The organism is Phytomonospora sp. NPDC050363, assembly GCF_040655735.1.
Classification (GTDB): Bacteria; Actinomycetota; Actinomycetes; order Mycobacteriales; family Micromonosporaceae; genus Phytomonospora.
This window is the reverse complement of the sequence record NZ_JBFAKK010000003.1, coordinates 663,670-681,866: the sequence shown is the minus strand read 5'-3', so window position 1 is coordinate 681,866 and position 18,197 is coordinate 663,670. Positions and strand designations below refer to the sequence as shown.

The 18,197-nt window shown below is 72.2% G+C and carries 13 protein-coding genes and 1 other RNA gene; 5 read left to right on the top strand and 9 right to left on the bottom strand.

Going from position 1 to position 18,197, the window contains the following annotated elements; translation table 11 throughout:
- Nucleotides 1–468: 468 nt before the first annotated feature.
- Nucleotides 469–3,105 carry a bifunctional [glutamine synthetase] adenylyltransferase/[glutamine synthetase]-adenylyl-L-tyrosine phosphorylase gene (locus AB0I28_RS11085; protein ID WP_357491996.1) on the bottom strand — a complete coding sequence of 879 codons (2,637 nt, stop codon included), beginning with the start codon at nucleotides 3,103–3,105 and terminating at the stop codon, nucleotides 469–471.
- A 15-nt stretch (nucleotides 3,106–3,120) separates the two neighbouring features.
- Nucleotides 3,121–3,852: a gamma-glutamyl-gamma-aminobutyrate hydrolase family protein gene (locus tag AB0I28_RS11080; RefSeq protein WP_357491994.1), complete on the bottom strand. Its 732-nt coding sequence runs from the start codon at nucleotides 3,850–3,852 to the stop codon at nucleotides 3,121–3,123.
- 37 nt (nucleotides 3,853–3,889) lie between these two features.
- Between AB0I28_RS11080 and AB0I28_RS11075 the strand changes: the two genes are divergently transcribed.
- Entirely contained in the window at nucleotides 3,890–4,837 is a 948-nt protein-coding gene (locus AB0I28_RS11075; protein ID WP_357491935.1) for an LD-carboxypeptidase, read from the top strand.
- Nucleotides 4,838–4,895: 58 nt separating this feature from the next.
- On the opposite strand, the gene AB0I28_RS11070 is transcribed toward AB0I28_RS11075, so the two are convergent.
- Nucleotides 4,896–6,248 (bottom strand): glutamine synthetase family protein, encoded by a 1,353-nt coding sequence (locus AB0I28_RS11070; RefSeq protein ID WP_357491933.1) that lies wholly within the window; start codon nucleotides 6,246–6,248, stop codon nucleotides 4,896–4,898.
- A gap of 124 nt (nucleotides 6,249–6,372) precedes the next feature.
- On the opposite strand from AB0I28_RS11070, the gene npdG reads away from it, so the two are divergent.
- Together npdG and AB0I28_RS11060 are read left to right on the top strand one after the other, a co-directional pair.
- Nucleotides 6,373–7,065 carry an NADPH-dependent F420 reductase gene (gene npdG, locus AB0I28_RS11065; RefSeq protein WP_357491931.1) on the top strand — a complete coding sequence of 231 codons (693 nt, stop codon included), beginning with the start codon at nucleotides 6,373–6,375 and terminating at the stop codon, nucleotides 7,063–7,065.
- Entirely contained in the window at nucleotides 7,062–7,823 is a 762-nt protein-coding gene (locus AB0I28_RS11060; RefSeq protein ID WP_357491929.1) for a helical backbone metal receptor, read from the top strand. The genes npdG and AB0I28_RS11060 overlap by 4 nt, the downstream gene beginning before the upstream one ends.
- Here the strand turns inward: AB0I28_RS11060 and AB0I28_RS11055 are convergent.
- The 4 genes from AB0I28_RS11055 to AB0I28_RS11040 form a co-directional block, all read right to left on the bottom strand.
- Entirely contained in the window at nucleotides 7,794–8,546 is a 753-nt protein-coding gene (locus AB0I28_RS11055) for a TVP38/TMEM64 family protein (RefSeq protein ID WP_357491927.1), read from the bottom strand. The genes AB0I28_RS11060 and AB0I28_RS11055 overlap by 30 nt on opposite strands.
- Nucleotides 8,547–8,908: 362 nt before the next feature.
- Nucleotides 8,909–9,745 (bottom strand): 3-methyl-2-oxobutanoate hydroxymethyltransferase, encoded by an 837-nt coding sequence (gene panB, locus AB0I28_RS11050; RefSeq protein WP_357491925.1) that lies wholly within the window; start codon nucleotides 9,743–9,745, stop codon nucleotides 8,909–8,911.
- A 61-nt stretch (nucleotides 9,746–9,806) separates the two neighbouring features.
- Complete coding sequence (locus AB0I28_RS11045; RefSeq protein WP_357491923.1) at nucleotides 9,807–11,579, bottom strand: NAD+ synthase; 1,773 nt, start codon at nucleotides 11,577–11,579, stop codon at nucleotides 9,807–9,809.
- A 32-nt stretch (nucleotides 11,580–11,611) separates the two neighbouring features.
- Nucleotides 11,612–12,358 carry a sulfite exporter TauE/SafE family protein gene (locus AB0I28_RS11040; protein ID WP_357491921.1) on the bottom strand — a complete coding sequence of 249 codons (747 nt, stop codon included), beginning with the start codon at nucleotides 12,356–12,358 and terminating at the stop codon, nucleotides 11,612–11,614.
- A gap of 150 nt (nucleotides 12,359–12,508) precedes the next feature.
- Here AB0I28_RS11040 and rnpB point away from each other — a divergent pair.
- Nucleotides 12,509–12,906: RNase P RNA component class A (rnpB, locus tag AB0I28_RS11035), an RNA gene on the top strand.
- 297 nt (nucleotides 12,907–13,203) lie between these two features.
- Here the strand turns inward: rnpB and AB0I28_RS11030 are convergent.
- Complete coding sequence (locus AB0I28_RS11030) at nucleotides 13,204–13,950, bottom strand: VOC family protein (RefSeq protein ID WP_357491919.1); 747 nt, start codon at nucleotides 13,948–13,950, stop codon at nucleotides 13,204–13,206.
- Nucleotides 13,951–14,059: 109 nt separating this feature from the next.
- Between AB0I28_RS11030 and AB0I28_RS11025 the strand changes: the two genes are divergently transcribed.
- On the top strand, nucleotides 14,060–15,346 hold the full coding sequence (locus AB0I28_RS11025) for a hypothetical protein (RefSeq protein WP_357491917.1): 1,287 nt from the start codon (nucleotides 14,060–14,062) through the stop codon (nucleotides 15,344–15,346).
- Between the two features lie 51 nt (nucleotides 15,347–15,397).
- Here AB0I28_RS11025 and AB0I28_RS11020 read toward each other — a convergent pair whose 3' ends face one another.
- A complete protein-coding gene (locus AB0I28_RS11020) occupies nucleotides 15,398–18,190 on the bottom strand; it encodes a hypothetical protein (protein WP_357491915.1) in 2,793 nt (930 codons plus the stop codon).
- Between the last annotated feature and the right edge of the window lie 7 nt (nucleotides 18,191–18,197).

Genomic DNA, 18,197 nt, shown 5'->3' with positions numbered 1-18,197 from the left:
CCCCACCAGGAACTCCGTCCCTGGACCCGGTTCTCTCGCCTGGGTTGCGGGCCGTTTGGTCGGCTCTTGTGTGCGGCCGGCTTCGCCTCGGCCGCTGGCCGCTGGCCGCTGGCCGTCGGCCCGCCAACCATCTGCCGGGCACCCGCCACTTCAGGCGTCGCCCCACGCCGGTGCCGGCAGCTTCGCGCCGGGGCCGCCACTTCAGGCGTCACCCCAGCTCGGGGCCCGGCCGCTTCGCGCCGGGGGCCTGCCAGTTCACGCGTCCCCCACACTGGGAACCCGGCCCCGCGCTGGGCTGGGGGCCCTACTTCCCTGCCTTTGAGCGGCCGGCTTCGCCTCGGCCGCAAGCCAGCCCGGCCGCTTCGCGCCTGGCACCCGTCCGCTCCCGCGTCCCCCACCCCGGGAACCCGGCCCCGGTCCCGGTCCCGGTGGGAAGGCGCCGTAACCCGATCCCCTGTCTGGCAGGACTCAGTACAGGACCGTTTCGGCTACCGCGTGCGCGTGTCGTGCTGTGCGGAGGTAGTCGTCGAGGAATGCTCCGGGGTCTTCGTCGAGGGGGCGGCCCAGTGCCCGGGTGACGCCTGCGAGGGCGACTCCGCGGGTGGGTAGTTGGTCGCTGGGTTTGCCGCGGACCAGCATGAGGGCTCCTCGTACTCGTGAGACGAGTCGCCAGGCGAGGGCGAGGGCTTCGGCGTCGGCGGGGGTGAGGAGGTGTGCGTCGGCGGCGGCGGTGATGGCGTCGAGGGTTCCGGTGGTGCGCAGTCCCGGGACTTGGTCGGCGTTGCGGAGTTGGAGCAGCTGCACGCTCCATTCCACATCGGACAGTCCGCCGCGGCCGAATTTGGTGTGGGTGGCGGGGTCGGCGCCGCGGGGTAGGCGTTCGGTGTCGACGCGGACTTTGAGGCGGCGGATCTCGGTGACCTGCGTGTCGGACAGTCCACCGGCGGGGTAGCGGATCCGGTCGGCCATGTCGACGAACGCCTCGCCCAGCTTCGCGTCGCCGGCCACGAAGCGGGCCCTCAGGAGCGCCTGCGCCTCCCATACTCGCGACCAGCGCGCGTAGTAGGCGCGGTAGGCCGACAGGCTGCGCACCAGAGGGCCCTGGCGTCCTTCGGGACGCAGGCCGGCGTCGACCTGGAGCGGCGGGTCGGCGGCGGGCGCCGACAGCAGGGAGCGGAGGCGTTCGGCGCGTTCGACGGCGACGGCCTCGTCGCCGTCCGCGCACACGAAGAGCACGTCGGCATCGGATCCGTAGCCGGTCTCGGCGCCGCCGAGGCGGCCCATGCCGATGATCGCGAGGCGGCCGTCGGGGTCGACGATGGACAGCGCGGCGGCCAGCGCGGCGTCGGTCAGGGCCGCCAGCGCCGTCCCGACCTCCTCGATCCCGATGAGTCCGAGCAGGTCGGCGCTGGCGATGCGGAGCAGTTCGCGCCGGCGCATGGCTCGCAGCGCGCCGACGGCGGCGGCGGGTTCGTCGTGGCGGGCGACGGCGGCGGTCATGCCCGCGGCGAGCGTCTTCGGGTCCCGGGGCGCGAGGTCGCGGTCGTCGGCGAGCATGCGAAGCGCCGCGGGGTCGCGGGCGAGGAGTTCGGTGACGTAGCGGGAGGTCCCCAGGAGGAAGGCGAGCCGCTGCGCGATGGGGCCGCCGTCGCGCATGACGCCGAGGTACCAGGGCGTGTTGCCGAGGGCGTCGGAGATCTGGCGGTAGGCGAGCAGTCCCCGGTCGGGTTCGGGCGCGTCGGCGAACTCGCCGAGCAGGACGGGCAGGAGCTGCCGCTGGATGGCGGTGGTGCGGTTGACGCCGGAGATGAGCGCCTCGATGTGGCGCAGTGCCCCGGTGGGGTCGGCGAATCCGAGGACGGTGAGGCGTTCGCGGGCCGCTTTCGGGGTGAGCCGCAGGTCTTCGGTGGGAACCTTGGCGACGACTTCGAGGAGGGGCCGGTAGAACAGTTTCTCGTGGAGCCGCCGTACTTCCTTGGCGTAGCCGCGCCATTCGGCGAGGAAGGCGTCGCCGGTGCGGTGGCCGAGCACCTTGGCGAGCCAGGCGACCGACTCGGCGTCGTCGGGGATGCGGTGGGTGCGGCGCAGGCGCTGGAGCTGGAGGCGGTGCTCGACGGTGCGCAGGAAGCGGTATGCCTCGGCGAGGGTCCGGCCGTCCTCGCGGCCGATGTAGCCGCCCGCCGTGAGCGCGGCGAGGGCGTCCAGTGTGGACGTCGCGCGCAGCGTCTGGTCGCTGCGGCCGTGCACGAGCTGGAGGAGCTGGACGGCGAACTCGATGTCGCGCAGGCCGCCGCGCCCGAGCTTGATCTCCTTGTCGGCGTCGGCCTTGGGCAGGTGCGCCTCGACCCGGCGCCGCATCGCGCGGACCTCGCCGACGACTTCGCCGCGGTCGGCGGCGGTCCACACCATCGGGCGCAGCTCGTCCATCCACCGCTCGCCGAGGTCGGCGTCGCCGGCGACCGGGCGGGCCTTGATGAGCGCCTGGAACTCCCAGGTGCGGGCCCACTTCTTGTAGTAGGCGACGTGTGAGGCGAGCGTGCGCACGAGCGGGCCGTGCCGGCCTTCGGGTCGCAGTCCGGCGTCGACGGGCCAGGCCGCGTGGGCGCAGACCGCCATCAGCCGGGAGGCCAGTCGCGCGGCGACGGTGAGGTCGCCCTCGGCGGCGAACACGACGTCGACGTCGCTGACGTAGTTGAGCTCGCGGCCGCCACACTTGCCCATCGCGATGACCGCGAGGGTCGCCGTCTCGGCGTCGGGCGTCTCCTCGGCGGCGATGCGCAGACCCGCGCGCAAGGTGTGCTCGGCGAGCGCGGACAGTTCGCCGGTGACCTTGGCGAAGTCCCACTCGCCGGTGAGGTCGGCGGCGGCGATGCGCAGGAGCCCGCCTCGGTAGGCGAGGCGGACCTCGTTCTCGTCGGCGGCTTCGGCGAGCGCTTCGGGGTATCCGTCGTCGCGGAGGCGCCGCCACTGTTCGGGGTGGACGGTGAGGTGGTCGGCCAGGGCCGTGGAGGCGGCGAGCACCGCCCGGAGCCGGTCGCGGACCTCGTCGCCGGCGGCGGCCAGCTCCGGGTCGGCCTCGCTGAGCCGCGCGAGTTGCGCGTCCACGGCCTCGGCCAATCGTCAGCCCTCCAGCAGCGGCAGCGGTGTTCCGGTCCCGAACCGGCCGAGGGCGAGCGTGGCGAAGCGCTCGGCGACGGGCCGCCATGTTTCGGCGACGTCGTCGAGGACGGTCACCGCGCGGGCCGCGGCCGTGGGGTCGAGGCCGGACAGGCTCACCCAGCGGTCGAGCATGGCCGTGTCGCACTCGATGTGGAACTGCATGCCCCAGGCGTGCGTGCCGACCCGGAAGGCCTCGATGGCGCCGTACGGGGAGGCTGCCAGGAGGGTCGCGCCGGGGGGCAGGGAGATGATCTCGTCGTGGCGGCTGAGCACCACGTCGAGGGCCATCGGGGCGGCGGCGAAGAGGGGGTCGTACTCGGCGGCGTCGCGGCGGCTGAGGAGGCGGGGGCCGATGACCGGGGACGCGGCGGGCGCGACCCTCCCGCCGAGGGCCTGTGCGAGCAGCTGGGAGCCGAGGCCGAGTCCGAGGGTCGGCACTCGTGCGGCGACGGCGGCGCGCAGGAGTGCGTCGAGTGCCGGGAGCCAGTCGGCGTCGCGGTGCCCCTGGGAGTCGGGGTAGGCGTGCTGGCCGCCGCCGAGGACGATGAGGGCGGCCGCTTCGAGTTCCCCGGGTACCGGGTCGCCCTTGTAGGGACGCAGGATTCTCAGTTCGAGGCCGGCGTCTTCGAGCCAGCCGCCCAGCAGTCGCACATCACAGGTCGGATCGTTCTCCACCACCAGCGCGTATCTCATATCGGCACCCATGCTGCCGAGCGTATCTTTTCCAGCCATGAACACCGAGTCCGCCGCGTCGGCGACAAGGCCCCCGGCTCTTCGTCCCGGCGACACCGTCCGGGTCGTCACACCCTCCGGTCCGCCCTCGCCCGGTCGCCTCGGCGCCGGGCTGGCCATGCTCACCGAATGGGGCCTGGACGTGCAGGTCCCCGACAGCGTCTACGACCGGGACGGGTACCTCGCCGGTTCCGACGGGGCCCGGCTCGCCGAGTTCAACGCGGCGCTGGCCGACCCCGCGGTACGGGCGGTGTTCTGCGGGCGCGGCGGCTACGGGGTGACCCGGATCATCGACGAGATCGACTTCGCCGCCGTCCGGCGCGACCCGAAGCCGGTCGTCGGGTACTCCGACATCACGGCGATCCAGATGGCCCTGTACCGGCACGCGGGCGTCGCCTCGGTGCACGGGCCGGTGCTGACGTCGTTCGCGACGGCGGAGTCCGAGGACGGCGCGGTGGTCAAGGCACTGCGCTCGGCGCTGTTCGAGACCGGTCCGGTCGTGCTGACGCCCACCGACTACGAGCCGACCCGCCTGCTGACCGGCGGGACCGCGCCGGCGACCGGTCCGCTGCTGGGCGGGAACCTCTCGCTGGTCGTCGACGCGCTTGGCACGCCGACGCACCCGGACTACACCGGTTCGATCCTGCTTCTGGAGGAGATCAACGAGGAGCCCTACCGCGTCGACCGCGCGCTGACGCAGCTGCGACGGGCGGGCGTGCTGGGGGCGGTCGCGGGGATCGCGCTGGGGAACTTCACCGACTGCGCCGACGACTGGGGCGTGGACATCGTCGACGTGCTCGCGAAGGCCCTCTCGGGGCTGGGTGTGCCGATCCTGGGCGGACTGCCGGTCGGGCACGGCATCCGGCAGGAGACCGTGCCGTACGGGACGCGCGCGACGCTGGACGCGGTCGCGGGGACGTTGACGGTGGAGGGGGCGGTGGGGTGAGGGCCGGTCGGCGTCGGTGGCGTTCGAAAGGATCGCCACCGACGCCGAAGAGCGCCGGCTACAACGCCCCCAGGTACATCTTCCGCTCGTAGGGCGTCACCTGACGGCGGTACTCCTCCGACTCGGCCCGCTTGTTCTTCAGGAAGAAGTCGAAGACCTGCTCCCCCAGCACCTCGGCGACCAGCTCCGAGCCCGCCATGACCTCGATGGCCTCCGACAGGTCCCCCGGGAGCGCGTCGTAGCCCGCCGCGCGCCGCTCGGCGTCGGAGAGTGCCCACACGTCGTCCTCGGCGCCAGGCGGCAGCTCGTAACCCTCCGAAATGCCCTTCAGGCCGGCGCCCAGGAGCACCGCGAAGGCGAGGTAGGGGTTGGAGGCCGAGTCGAGCGAGCGCAGCTCGACGCGCGCGGAGTTCGGCTTGCCGTAGGCGGGCACGCGCACCAGCGCCGAGCGGTTGGCGTGGCCCCAGCAGACGTAGGCGGGCGACTCGGTGGTGCGGTTGGGCACCGGCTGCGGGAACAGGCGCTTGTAGGAGTTCACCCACTGGTTGGTGATGGCGGTGTACTCCCGCGCGTGACGCAGCAGACCGGCGATGAACGCCTTGCCGGTCTTCGACATCTTCATCGAGTCGGCCGGGTCGTGGAAGGCGTTGCGCTCGCCCTCGAACAGCGACAGGTGCGTGTGCATGCCGCTGCCGGGCTGGTCGGTGTACGGCTTGGGCATGAAGGAGGCGTGCACGTTCGAGGAGAGCGCGACCTCCTTGATGACGTGCCGGAAGGTCATGATGTTGTCGGCGGTGGCCAGCGCGTCGGCGTAGCGCAGGTCGATCTCCTGCTGGCCGGGCGCGACCTCGTGGTGGCTGAACTCCACCGAGATGCCGATGCGCTCCAGCGCCGTGACGGCCTGGCGGCGGAAGTCGCGGGCCACGGCGTGCGTGGTGTGGTCGAAGTAGCCGCCGTCGTCGACCGGTGTGGGGTCGCTGCCGTCCTTGGGGAGGTCGGCGAAGAGGAAGAACTCGATCTCGGGGTGGGTGTAGAACGTGAACCCGTGCTCGGCGGCGCGGGACAGCGCCCGGCGCAGCACGTGGCGCGGGTCGGCCCAGCACGGCGAGCCGTCGGGGTTGAGGATGTCGCAGAACATCCGCGCGCTCTCACCGGTGGCCCCGCCCTCGAAGGGGAAGACCTGGAAGGTCGTGGGGTCGGGCATGGCGATCATGTCCGACTCGTAGACCCGTGCGAAACCCTCGATCGCCGACCCGTCGAAGCCGATGCCCTCCGAGAACGCCGACTCCAGCTCGGCCGGCGCCACGCTGACCGACTTGAGCGTGCCGAGGACGTCGGTGAACCACAACCGGACAAAACGGATGTCGCGCTCTTCGAGTGTCCGCAGGACGAACTCCTGCTGCCGGTCCACCGCACTCGCCTCCTTGATCGTCGTGCCCTTTGTGCCCAGTCTGCACCGGCCTTGTTTCGGTGACGTTGCGGGTCACATCCGAGCCCTTTGGCCCGTCGGCACTACGCCTGCAAGTATGGCTGTCATGGGTTTCGATGACGTGGCACTCCCCGACGCCAGCGGTCTGAGCGTCGGCATTCTCGGTGGAACCGGACCGCAGGGCCGCGGCCTCGCGTACCGTTTCGCCCTCGCCGGGCACGCCGTCCGGATCGGTTCGCGCTCGGCCGAGCGCGCCGAGTCGACCGCACGGGCGCTCGCCGACCTCCCCGGGGTCGCCGACGGCCTGCTCACCGGCGCGTCCAACGCCGGCGCCTGCGACGCCGACGTCGTGATCGTCGCCGTCCCCTGGGAGGGTCACGCCGAGCTCCTCACCGAACTGGCCGGCGCGCTCGCCGGGCGCGTCGTCGTCGACTGCGTCAACCCGCTCGGCTTCGACAAGCAGGGCGCCTACGCCCTCGAAGTCCCCGAGGGCAGCGCCGCCGCGCAGGCCGCCGCGCTCCTGCCCGAATCGCGCGTGACGGCCGCCTTCCACCACGTCTCGGCGGTGCTGCTGGCCGACGCCGAGGTCGCCAGCCTCGACACCGACGTCCTGGTCCTCGGCGACGACCGCGAGGCGGCTGCCCTCGTCCAGGCCCTCGCCGGACGGATCGCCGGGATGCGCGGCGTCTTCGCCGGCCGACTGCGCAACGCCGGCCAGGTCGAGGCGCTCACCGCCAACCTCATCGCCATCAACCGCCGCTACAAGGCCCACGTCGGCGTCCGCGTCACCGACCTGTGATCACCGACGACCTCGGCGAACCCTTCACCCCGACCACCCGCCCCCGGCGGGTGGTCTCCCTGGTGCCCTCGACGACCGAGGCCGTCGCGCTCGCCGACCCCGGCCTGCTGGTCGGCGTCACCGACTACTGCACGCACCCGCCGGGGCTGGAAGCCGAGCGCGTCGGCGGCAGCAAGTACCCGAAGATCGACCGGATCCTCGCACTGAGACCGGATCTGGTGCTGGCCAACGCCGAGGAGAACCGCCGCGCCGACGCCGAGGCCCTGCGCGCGGCCGGCGTCGCGGTGTGGACGAGCTTCCCGCGCACCGTGCCCGAGTCGCTGACCTCGGCGGCGGCGATGTTCGAGCACGCGCTGCGACTGCCGGAACCGGCGTGGATCGGCGAGGCCGCCGAGCTGTGGCGCGAACCCGCGCCGCCGCGCGTCCGGGCGGTCGTGCCGATCTGGCGCCGCCCGTGGATGGTGCTCGGCGCGGGGACCTTCGCCGGCGACGTGCTCCGCCGCCTCGGGGTCGTCAACGCCTTCGAAGACGCCGCCGAGCCCTACCCGCGCACCGATGTCGAGCAGATCCTCGCCCGCGAACCCGAGCTGCTGGTCCTCCCCGACGAGCCCTACGCCTTCGGCGCCGTGGACGGGCCCGAGGCGTTCGGCGGGCTGCCCTGCGCGCTGATCTCCGGGCGGCACCTCACCTGGCACGGCCCGTCGCTCGTCGAGGCGCACGGACTGCTCTCACGCCGACTCGCCGACGCCCTGCGCTGAGGCGGCGCGCGCCTCCGTCCGCCGGCGCACCAGCGTCACCGCGCCGAGGCTGACCAGGGTCAGCGCCCAGGCGAGGCCGAGCGTGAGCGGCAGGCTCGCGGTATCGAGCAGCGAGGACCCGACGGCCGTGTACCCCAGCGCCCCCGGGATCGACCCGCCCAGCGTCCCCAGCAGGAAATGCCGGTAGCGGACCGCCGCCGTACCGCACGCGTAGGACGTCAGCCCGTAGTGCGCCACCGGGATCGTGCGCAGGATCCACACGCCCAGAATCCCCCGCCGCTCCAGCCATTTGTCGGCGATGGCGAGCCGCCTGCGAACCCATCGCGACAGCCGCCCCCGGACGGTCTCGGGCTCCTCGCCCTCCAGCCGCGACCACGCGTCGAGGCGCGAGTCGACGAAGTCGCGGCCGAGCAGGCGCCCGGCGGCGAAACCGGCGCTGGAGCCGATGAGGGCGCCCAGCATGGCGTACACGAAACCGGGCATCCACCCGAACAGCAGGCCCGACACGAAGGACAGCATCGTTCGCGGCACCATCACCACGACCCCGACGGCGTACCCGGCGACGGCGACCACCGGCCCGACCGACCCCGCCCGGTCGGCCAGCGAGGCGAGCCACGCCTGATCCGGAGGACCGAGGACGAGCGCGGTCACCCCGATCGCGATGAGGACCACGACGAGGAGCAGGAAGCGGCGCGCCGGTCCGGCCGGAATGGGGAGTTTCATCGCGGGCGATGCTACGCGAGACCCGCCCGCGCGCCGACGACGAGGAACGGGAATGTTCCGATAGCACGCCTTTGAGCTGAATTCTCCTTCGGAGGATGTTCACGACTTCCAAGCACGCTCACCGGCCGCGCTGCCACCATCTGCACCGCGCTCGCCGCGGTCGAGGTGAGCCCTCCGCCGGCTCCGGGGACCCCGGCTGCACCTCGGCGATCACGATCTCCGAGCCGGCCGAGCCCTCGCCCTCGGCGGCAGGTGGTTCGGCATGCGCAGGCGGTACCGCGAAGGTTGAGCGCGATGGTTCCGCGAGTCGAAAGCGAGCGAACGGCCGCCACGCGTTCCCGCGCGGCGGCCGTCGGCCATTGCTAGTGGAAGCCGTGCTCCGGGGCGGGGAACTCCCCGTCACGGACCTCCTCGGCGAACTTTCGCGCGGCGTCCTCGATGACCGTGGCGACGTCGGCGTAGCGCTTGACGAAGCGCGGCGCCTTGCCCCGGCGCATCCCGGCCATGTCCTGCCAGACGAGGACCTGCGCGTCGGTCTCGGCGCCCGCGCCGATGCCGACCGTCGGGATCTCCAGCTCCTTGGTGACACGCGCGGCGACGTCGGCCATCACCATCTCCAGCACGACCGCGAAGGCACCCGCCTCGGCGACCGCGTGCGCGTCGGCGACGATCTCCTCCCCGGTCTCGGCCCGGCCCTGCACCCGGTAGCCGCCAAGCGTGTGCTCGCTCTGCGGCGTGAACCCGATGTGGGCCATGACCGGGATGCCCGCGCCGGTCAGCGCGGCGATCTGGGCCGTCATGCGGCGTCCGCCTTCGAGCTTGACCGCTTGCGCGCCGGCCTTCATGAAGCGGACGGCGGTGGCCAGAGCCTGCTCGGGACCCGCCTCGTAGGAACCGAAGGGCAGGTCGGCGACCACGAGCGTGCGGCTCGTGGAGCGGGCGACCGCCGCGACCAGGGGCAGCAGCTCCTCGGCCGAGATCGGGATGGTCGTCTCGTAGCCGTATACGTTGTTGGCCGCCGAGTCGCCGATCAGCAGCGCGGGGATGCCGATCTCGTCGAACATGGCGGCGGTGTACTGGTCGTAGCTGGTCAGCATCGCCCACTTCTCGCCGCGCTGCTTGGCGGCGAGCAGGTCGCGTGTGCGGACCCGGCTACTGGCCTTTCGGCCGTACAGGACGGGCACTTCGTCGTGCGTCATCGTCGACTCCTTCGATCCTCAAGGCCGCGGTGGGTCCCTGGGTTGGGTTGTCCACGACAGACTAAGCCTTTTCCACCCATCTGTTCGTGATCGGGAGACGTCGGTCACGTCCGAAGTTCTTCACCGAGATCTTCGGTCCGGGCGCGGTCTGGCGGCGCTTGTACTCGGCGCGGTCGATCAGCTTGAGGACGCGGTCGACGAGCTCGGGATCGTGTCCCGCGGCGACCAGGCCGGCGCGGCCGAGGTCGCCGTCGACGTAACCCTCGACGATGGGGTCGAGGATCTCGTACGGGGGCAGCGAGTCGGTGTCCTGCTGGTCCTCGCGCAGCTCCGCCGAGGGCGGCTTGACGATCGAGTTCTCCGGGATCGGCGGGGTCTCGCCGCGCCGGACCGCCTCCTCGTTGCGCCAGCCCGCCAGCGCGAAGACGGTCAGCTTCATGACGTCCTTGATGGGCGCGTAGCCGCCGACGGTGTCGCCGTAGAGGGTCGAGTAGCCGGTGGCGTACTCGGTCTTGTTGCCCGGCGCGAGCACCAGGTGCCCGTGCTGGTTGGACAGGCCCATGAGGATCAGGCCGCGGATGCGCGGCTGGAGGTTCTCCAGGGCGAGGCCCGACAGGCCGATCTGGGCGAGGAACGCGTCCATGACCGTCTCGATCGGCTCGGCGACGTAGTTGATGCCGGTGCGCTTGGCGAGGTCGGCGGCGTCGTCGCGGGAGTGCTCCGAGGAGAAGCGGCTCGGCATGGACACCGCGTAGACGTTCTCCGGTCCGACGGCGTCGGCCGACAGGGCGGCGACCAGGGCCGAGTCGATGCCGCCGGAGAGGCCGAACACGACCGTCCTGAACCCGTTCTTGCGGACATAGTCGCGCAGGCCGGTGACCAGGGCGTACCAGATCTCGGCGAGGTCGGACAGCGGCTCGGCGACGCCGGCGACGGCGAGCTCGGCGGGCTCGGGGAGGGACGCGGCGGTGACGACGGTGTGCTCGACGGTCATCTCGGGCGGGCCGGCGTCGACGTCGGCCTGGGGCGGCTCGCCGGCGACGGGGAGCGTGAGGTCGTGGACGAGCAGGTGTTCGTCGAACTGGGGTCCGCGGGCGAGGACCGTGCCGGCGGTGTCGACGATGAGGGAGTCGCCGTCGAAGACGAGTTCGTCCTGTCCGCCGACGATGTTGACGAAGGCGACGGTCGCGCCGGCCTCGGCGGCCCGGCGCTTGACGAGGGAGGCGCGCCGGTCGTCCTTGTTGCGCTCGTAGGGCGAGGCGTTGATGTTGACCACGAGGCCGACTCCGGCGCCGCGGGCGACCGCGAAGGGCCCGCCGGCCTGCCAGATGTCCTCGCAGATGGTGAAGGCGACGTCGACGCCGGCGATCCGCACGACCTGGAGGACGTCGCCGGAGACGAAGTAGCGGTCCTCGTCGAAGACGCCGTAGTTGGGCAGGTGGTGCTTGAAGTAGCGGGCGGCGACGCGGCCGCGGTGGATGACGGCGAGGGCGTCGCGGGGGCCGCGGTCGGGGTCGGAGTCGGAGTCGAGCCGCGCGGGGCCGTCGGCGTCGACGTAGCCGGTGACCACGACGGTCTCGCCGAGGCCGGCGTCGGCGAGTTCGGTGGCGAGGGCGTCGACGCGGGCGCGGCTGGCCTTGACGAAGGACTCCCGGAAGACGAGGTCCTCGACGGGGTATCCGGTCAGTTGCATCTCGCCGAAGGCGACGAGGTGCGCGCCGGCTTCGGCGGCCCTCGCGGTCCATGCGAGGACCTGGGCGGCGTTGCCGTCGAGGTCTCCCACGGTGGGGTCGGTCTGGGCGAGGGCGATGCGCAGTGTCGACGTTGCGGCCATGTGTGCATTCTCCCGCACGGACCCCGGCCGGGTCAGCCGCGTATGAGCAAATACACGCCGGCGGTCAGTCCGAAGGCGACGATGACCACGCGGAGCACGGCCGGTTTGAGGACTCGGGCGAGTTTGGAGCCGGCGAAGCCGCCGATGACCGTCATCGGTGTGAGCAGCAGGACGGCGAGCCAGTCGACGGGCCCGAACAGGGCGAACACGACGACGGTGGTGAGGCCGCTGGCGGCGGTGATGACGTTCTTGAGGGCGGTGATGCGGCCGATGGTCTCGTCGAGGACGAGGGAGAGGACGGCGATGGTGATGACGCCGAGGGCCGCGCCGAAGTAGCCGCCGTAGACGGTGGCGAGGCCGACGAGGACGTGGCCGAGCCAGGTGGGCAGGCTCGCGGGGTGGCCGACGAGTTTGCGGACCTGTCCCTGGAAGGCGAGCAGGAGTGCGGCGCCGATGACGAGGTAGGGGACGACGGCCTCGAAGGCGCTGGCGGGGGTGACCAGGAGGAGGACCGAGCCGGCGACGGTGCCGGCGACGGCGGTGGGGATGGAGGCGCGGACGCGGGCGCGCTGTCCTTTGAGGTCCCTGCGGGCGCCGAAGATGGAGGCCACGTAGCCGGGGCTGATCGCGACGGAGTTGGTCACGTTGGCGGCGACGGGGGTGAGGCCGACGCTGAGCAGGGCCGGGTAGAGCAGCAGGGCACCGCCGCCGGCGACGGCGTTGACGGTGCCCGCGAACAGACCGGCGGCCAGGAGGAGCAGGACCTCGTGGATCTCCATCCGGGGCAGCCTACGCGCGCGGGGGTGGGGTGGGTCGTGGGGTGCGGCCGGTCGCCGGCGTTCGTCGGGGGCGTTGTGCGAGGTGGTGATGGGGCGCCGCTCCCCGTGCGCGCGGGGACGTCCGGTCGCTCTACCATTGCCACCGGTGGATGAGCAGGCCAGGCGGCCGCGGCTCCGCTTCGGCGGCGTCGAGGAACGTCCGGGCTCCACAGGGCAGGGTGGTTGCTAACGGCAACCCGGGGTGACCCGCGGGAAAGTGCCACAGAGAACAGACCGCCGCGGCCTTCGGGCATGCGGTAAGGGTGAAACGGTGGTGTAAGAGACCACCAGCGTCCCGGGTGACCGGGACGGCTCGGTAAACCCCACCCGGAGCAAGGTCAAGAGGGGCCCTCGGGCCCTGCGCGGATGTTCGAGGGCGGCCCGCCCGAGTCCGCGGGTAGACCGCACGAGCCCGTCGGCGACGGCGGGCCTAGATGGATGGCCGTCACCCGAGGCAACGCGGCGACGCGCTTCGGGGACAGAACCCGGCGTATCGGTCTGCTCGTCCACCGCACTCCCATGGGCGGCATGAACGTCGTGGACGATGTCATGCCGGGCGGCGACTTCGCTCGGCCGCCCCGGCCGACCTCGTCGACCTCGCCGTCGTGCGGATGGCGTCCATCGCCGCCCACATCGAAGCCGAGATTCGGCGTGGGAACCCCGCCTTCGAGCCGCATCGAGCAGACGATCACGCCTCCGGCCATCGCAGGGTCGCGTGTCACACCATGGAGAACCGGCGAAGCCTGCTGATGGCATGACAGCCCGGGGGACCGCACGAACTCCCGGAAGCCTCCGCGTGCCGCCCCTCAGTCCGAGGCGAGCACGCAGAACTCGTGGCCCTCTGGGTCGATAAGGCACGTCCACGGGACGTCGCCCTGGCCGAGATCGAGGTCGGCGGCGCCGAGGGCCCGCAGCCGGGTCACCTCCGCCTCCTTGTCGTCTCCGGGGTATGGGAGCAGGTCGAGATGGACGCGGTCCGGCACGGTCTTGGCGCCGGGCGTGCCGAAGAACTCCAGATACGGGCCGGCGTCCCTCGCCGACCGCAGCAAGACCCGGTCGTCGGTCACCATGTGCGGGATCCAGTCCGTGGCCTCGCCCCAGAACCCGGCCGTGGCCCCCGGGTCGACGCAGTCGACCACGATCGCGGCGATCGGCCCGGTGTCCCGGTAGATCTCCCGGGGCTCCAGCACGCAGAACTCGTTGCCCTCCGGGTCGGCCAGGACCTTCCACGGAACGTCGCCCTGCCCTATGTCGACGGCTCGCGCGCCGAGACTTTCCAGGCGCGCGACCAGCTCCGCCTGATGGGCCGCGGAGGTGGTGGCCAGGTCGAGGTGCGCCCGGTTCTTCGCCGCGCCCTTGGGCTCGGGGACGGTGACCACGTCGACGCCGACGAAGTCGGGGTCCGGCCACACGAGGTCGCCCGCCGGTCCGACGTACGCCGTCACGCCGGGCCTTCCGCCGGTGATGCTCCAGCCGAGCGCCTCCGCCCAGAACCGGCCGACCGCCGCGGCGTCGACGGCCTTGATGTTCACCTGCACGGGTCGCAGTGCCATTCGACGATCCTAAAGCGCGATACCAGAGGCGGAAGTAGACTCTTGTCCATATAAGTCTACAATGTCAGCATTATCGGCACCCCTCCCTCGTTCCTCATTGGGAGTCTGCGTGTCCGTGTCGTCGGCACAGCCACACCGCCACCGGCGTGAACTCGCCTTGCGGGCCCTGCCCGTGTGGTCCTTCGCGATCGTCATCGCGGGCGTCACCGCGCTCGCTCTGCTGTTCGCGCAGTCCTCGCAGGGCGCCGACCCGCGCACGGCCCTGGCGCGGCTCTACGACGTCACCATCGACGACGTGCCCGAGCTCGGCGTCGCCGGCTTCAACGGCGTCTACGGGAGGGCGGACACGCCCGACCTGTCGCTGGCCTCCGACGACGACCCCGGCGACTACAGCGACCCCGACGGCGTCCAGGACCACGCCAACGCCAACGGCACCGAACTGGTACAGACGAGCTGGGACGCCACATCCGGGCAGCTGACCGCCCGCGCGAACGCCACCGACTTCGAGATGGAGTACAACGGCATCGGCCGCTTCATCACGATCGGTTCCCTGGACGCCTACGCCCAATGCGTCAAGGAGCAGGCGATCCTGGCCTACTCCCGCTCCAACACCGGGATCGTGGCGGTCGCCGGAATGGACTTCGCCGAGGGAACGCGCACGGTGGACGTCACCGGGCCGCAGCTCGGCCTCCCCGACGGGGTGACGGGCACGTTGACCGTCACCTACGACCAGTACCAGGCCGTCATCAACGTGCCGACCGAGGCGAGCGCCGAGGCCTACGTCCGGGTCACCGTCGAGGCCGACCTGCAGGACGCCGAGGGCGACGACCTCTACGCCGGGCGGATCATCGACCTCACCCTCGCGCACGTGAAGGTCAGCTGCCAGCCGCGGATCATGCCGTCGCCGAGCAGTTCGAGCGCCTCGCCGACGGAGAGCCCCTCCCCCACGGACAGCCCTAGTCCCACGGAGAGTCCTTCGCCGACGGAGAGTCCCAGCCCGACCGAGAGCCCGTCGCCGACCGAGAGCCCTTCGCCGACGGAGAGCCCTAGTCCCACCGAAAGCCCTTCCCCGACCGAGAGCCCCTCGCCAACGGTGAGTCCGTCGCCGACGACCACTCACATGTCGCACTCCCCCAGCCCTTCTTCGGAGAGCCCGTCGCCGACCGACAGTGCCGGTTCGTCCACCGGCGGGCCGGGGCCGACGACGTCCTCGGACGGCCCGACCTCGTCGACGAATGAGCCGAACCCGCCGCCCGGCCCCGACGACAACGACGGCGGGGGCCTCGCCGTCACCGGTTCGACGGTGTTCCTGGTCGGGCTGAGCGGCATGGGCCTCGCCCTGCTCGGTGTCGCCCTGCTCGCGCTGGTCCGCCGCCGTCGCGAATCGCGCTCCTGACAGGCGAAACGGCCCGCCGGGATCACCCGGCGGGCCGTCGTCACGCGTGTGTCAGGCCGCGGTGATCGCGAAGACCCCGATCCCCGCGCGGCCCACGACGGTCCCCCAGTACCCGGAGCCGACGGCGTCGAGCACGAGGTCGTAGCCGACCGCGTCGTTGGCCAGGCCGATGACCTCGTCGACGCCGTCGCCGTCGAGGTCGTCGACCAGGACGTTCCAGTTCTCCAGGCTCGCCACCGAGGTCGCCAGCGAGGACGGGTAGGCGCCCGGGCCGGCCATCACCGACGTGTTCCACGTCGACAGGTAGCCCTCGTTGCCGGTGACGACGAGGTTCTCGCCGTTGGGGCCGGTGGCGAACTCGACACCGAAGGGGTTGGGGATCAGCGACTTCACCGTCGAGGTCCCCGCGGGTCCGACTAGCGAGAGCTGGAAGGCGCGCGCCTGCCAGAAGCCGTCGGGCCCACCGGCGAGTTCATGGTTGAATCCCGCGCCGCTGGTCCCCGAGGAGGCCGCGAGCAGTTCGCCGGTGCGGCCGTCGCGCACCTCGAAGCCGGTGTCGGCGGCCGCCGACCCCATCGCGAAGGCGACCGCGTGGCCGTCGGCGAAGGGCACGTCGACGCCCGCGTAGACCCCGCCCCACAGCGAGATGTTGCCCTCGATCGACGGATCGCCGTCGACCGTCCACTTCGCGCGGCCGCGTTCACCGTCGAGGCCGAAGGCGGCCAGTCCGCGGTGCTCGGTGCCCGGGCGGGTGACGTACATGCCGTAGACGGTGTCGTGGGCGATGGACGCCTCGGCGTAGACGAGACCCTCGCCGTCGTCGTGGGTCCACAGTCGGCGGCCGTCGCCGTTGTAGGCGCGCATCGCGTCGGTGGGCACGACGATCTCGGCGTCCTCGTCGCGGTCGAGGTCGCCGACCGCGACCGTCCACACCAGACCGTGCCCGCCGTCGACGGTGGACTCCACGTCGCCGTCGCGGACGTCGAGGACCACCGCGGCGTCGGTCGCCGCCGCGACGACCTCGGGCCGCGAGGAGCCGGTGACGTCGGCGAGCTGGAGGTCGTGCACGGATCCTGCGACGGTGGTGCGCCACAACAGCCGCGGCCTCGGGCCGAGATGGGTGCCGTCGAAGGCCATCACTCCGTGGGCACTGCCGCCGACGATGAGGTCCTTCACGCCGTCGCCGGACACGTCGTAGGTGACCGCGCTGCTGAAGGACCCGTAGAGGGCGGTCTTGTCCAGCTCGCGGCCGTTGTCGAGACGGTAGACGTGGCGGGTCTGGTCGACCGAGACCGTCGTGACGCGTCCGTCGTCGACCAGGGAGTAGATCGGGGAGGCGGTGGCGCCGCCCCGGATCGTCCAGCGGACCTCGCCGTCGCGGCCGCGCAGGGCCGCGACGCCGGCGATGTGCTCACGCGCCCGGGCGCCGGCCAGGCCGATCTCGGTGTCGTCGAGCCAGTTGACCACGACGGTGCCGTCGGCGACCTGGAGGCCGAACATCAGCGGGCCGTCCTTGTCCCACGTGGGGTTGCGCTTGACCGTGTGGGTCCACAACTGGGATCCGGTGCCGTCGGTGGCGCGGACCTGGGCGGCGTGCATGTAGCCGTAGGCGTCGGGCATGGCCTCGGCGACGACGTACTCGGCGTCGCGCCCGCCCGTGATGTCGGCGACCGCCATGGCCGTCGGCAGCGCGTTGACCCGCGTGCCGAGTGCGGTGCGGGCACCGTCGGCCAGGCCGAATACGGCCAGTGCGTAGTTGACGTCGGCGGTGTAGGTCGACTGCTCGGTGGCCGCCAGGACACCGCGGCGGGTGTCGAGGGCGAGCGTGCGGACCGGCTGGGGAGTCGCGACGTTCCAGGCCGCCGCGCCGGTGGCCACGTCGAGGACCATCAGGTGCCCGCCCTTCTGGAGGGAGGCGGGCTCGCTCCAGGCCAGGGCGACGCGGCCCTCGCCGGCCGGTTCGAGCACGTTCCACGCGGGCGTGCGCAGACCGGTGTCGACGGTCCAGGCGTCGGTCGCGGTGAGGGTCTCACCGGTGACGGCGAAGGTGTAGGCGTAGGTCCGGGCGACGGCGTCGGCCGGCGCGGTCCGGTTGCCCGAGGGCTGGTCGGCCACGATCAGGGTGCCGTCGGCGATGTGGACCATGCGGGCGCCGGCGTAGCGGTGCTGCCAGAGGGTCGTGCCGGTACGGCCGTCGAGGACGTCGACGAAGCTCGCCTGCGTCATCGTCGTGTCGGGGAACTTGACCGCGTAGGACGGGTTCTCGCCGACATAGGAGATGAAGGCGACCTCGTCGACGCCGTCGCCGTTGAGATCGCCGGCCGCGTAACCCCGGTCGATGTAGTCGCCGGTGGACCCGGTCGCCGACAGGCCGACCGCGACGCGGAAGGCGGGCACGCCGCGATCCCAGGGCCGCAGCGGCTTGAGGTTCCACTCCGGCCACAGGGTGCTCGGGGTGCGCCGCCAGACGACGTCCTGGTCGGCGTCGAGGCGCGTGAGAGTGCCGTAGGTGTTGACGAGGACCTGACCGCCGCGCGTGCCGCCGAGCGGCGCGAGGGCGCCGAGGCCGCTGTCGCTTTCCAGCGACGCCTTCTCGGTGAAGGCGAGCGCGTCGCCGGCGGTGGTCGAGGCGTCGGTGGCGGTGGCGGTCTCGCCGACCGGTTCGGTGGCGGCGAGGTTGGACAGGCGGTACTCGATGTCGGCGCGCTGTTCGGCGCTGAGCCCGGCCGTCGGTGCGGTGGTGGGCGCGACGGGGTCGGCGTAGGCCGATGCCGAAAGGCCGAGCGCCAGGACGGCGGTGGCGGCCAGGAGCGGCACCACGCGTTTTCTGCTGCTGGTGGTCATGTCTCTC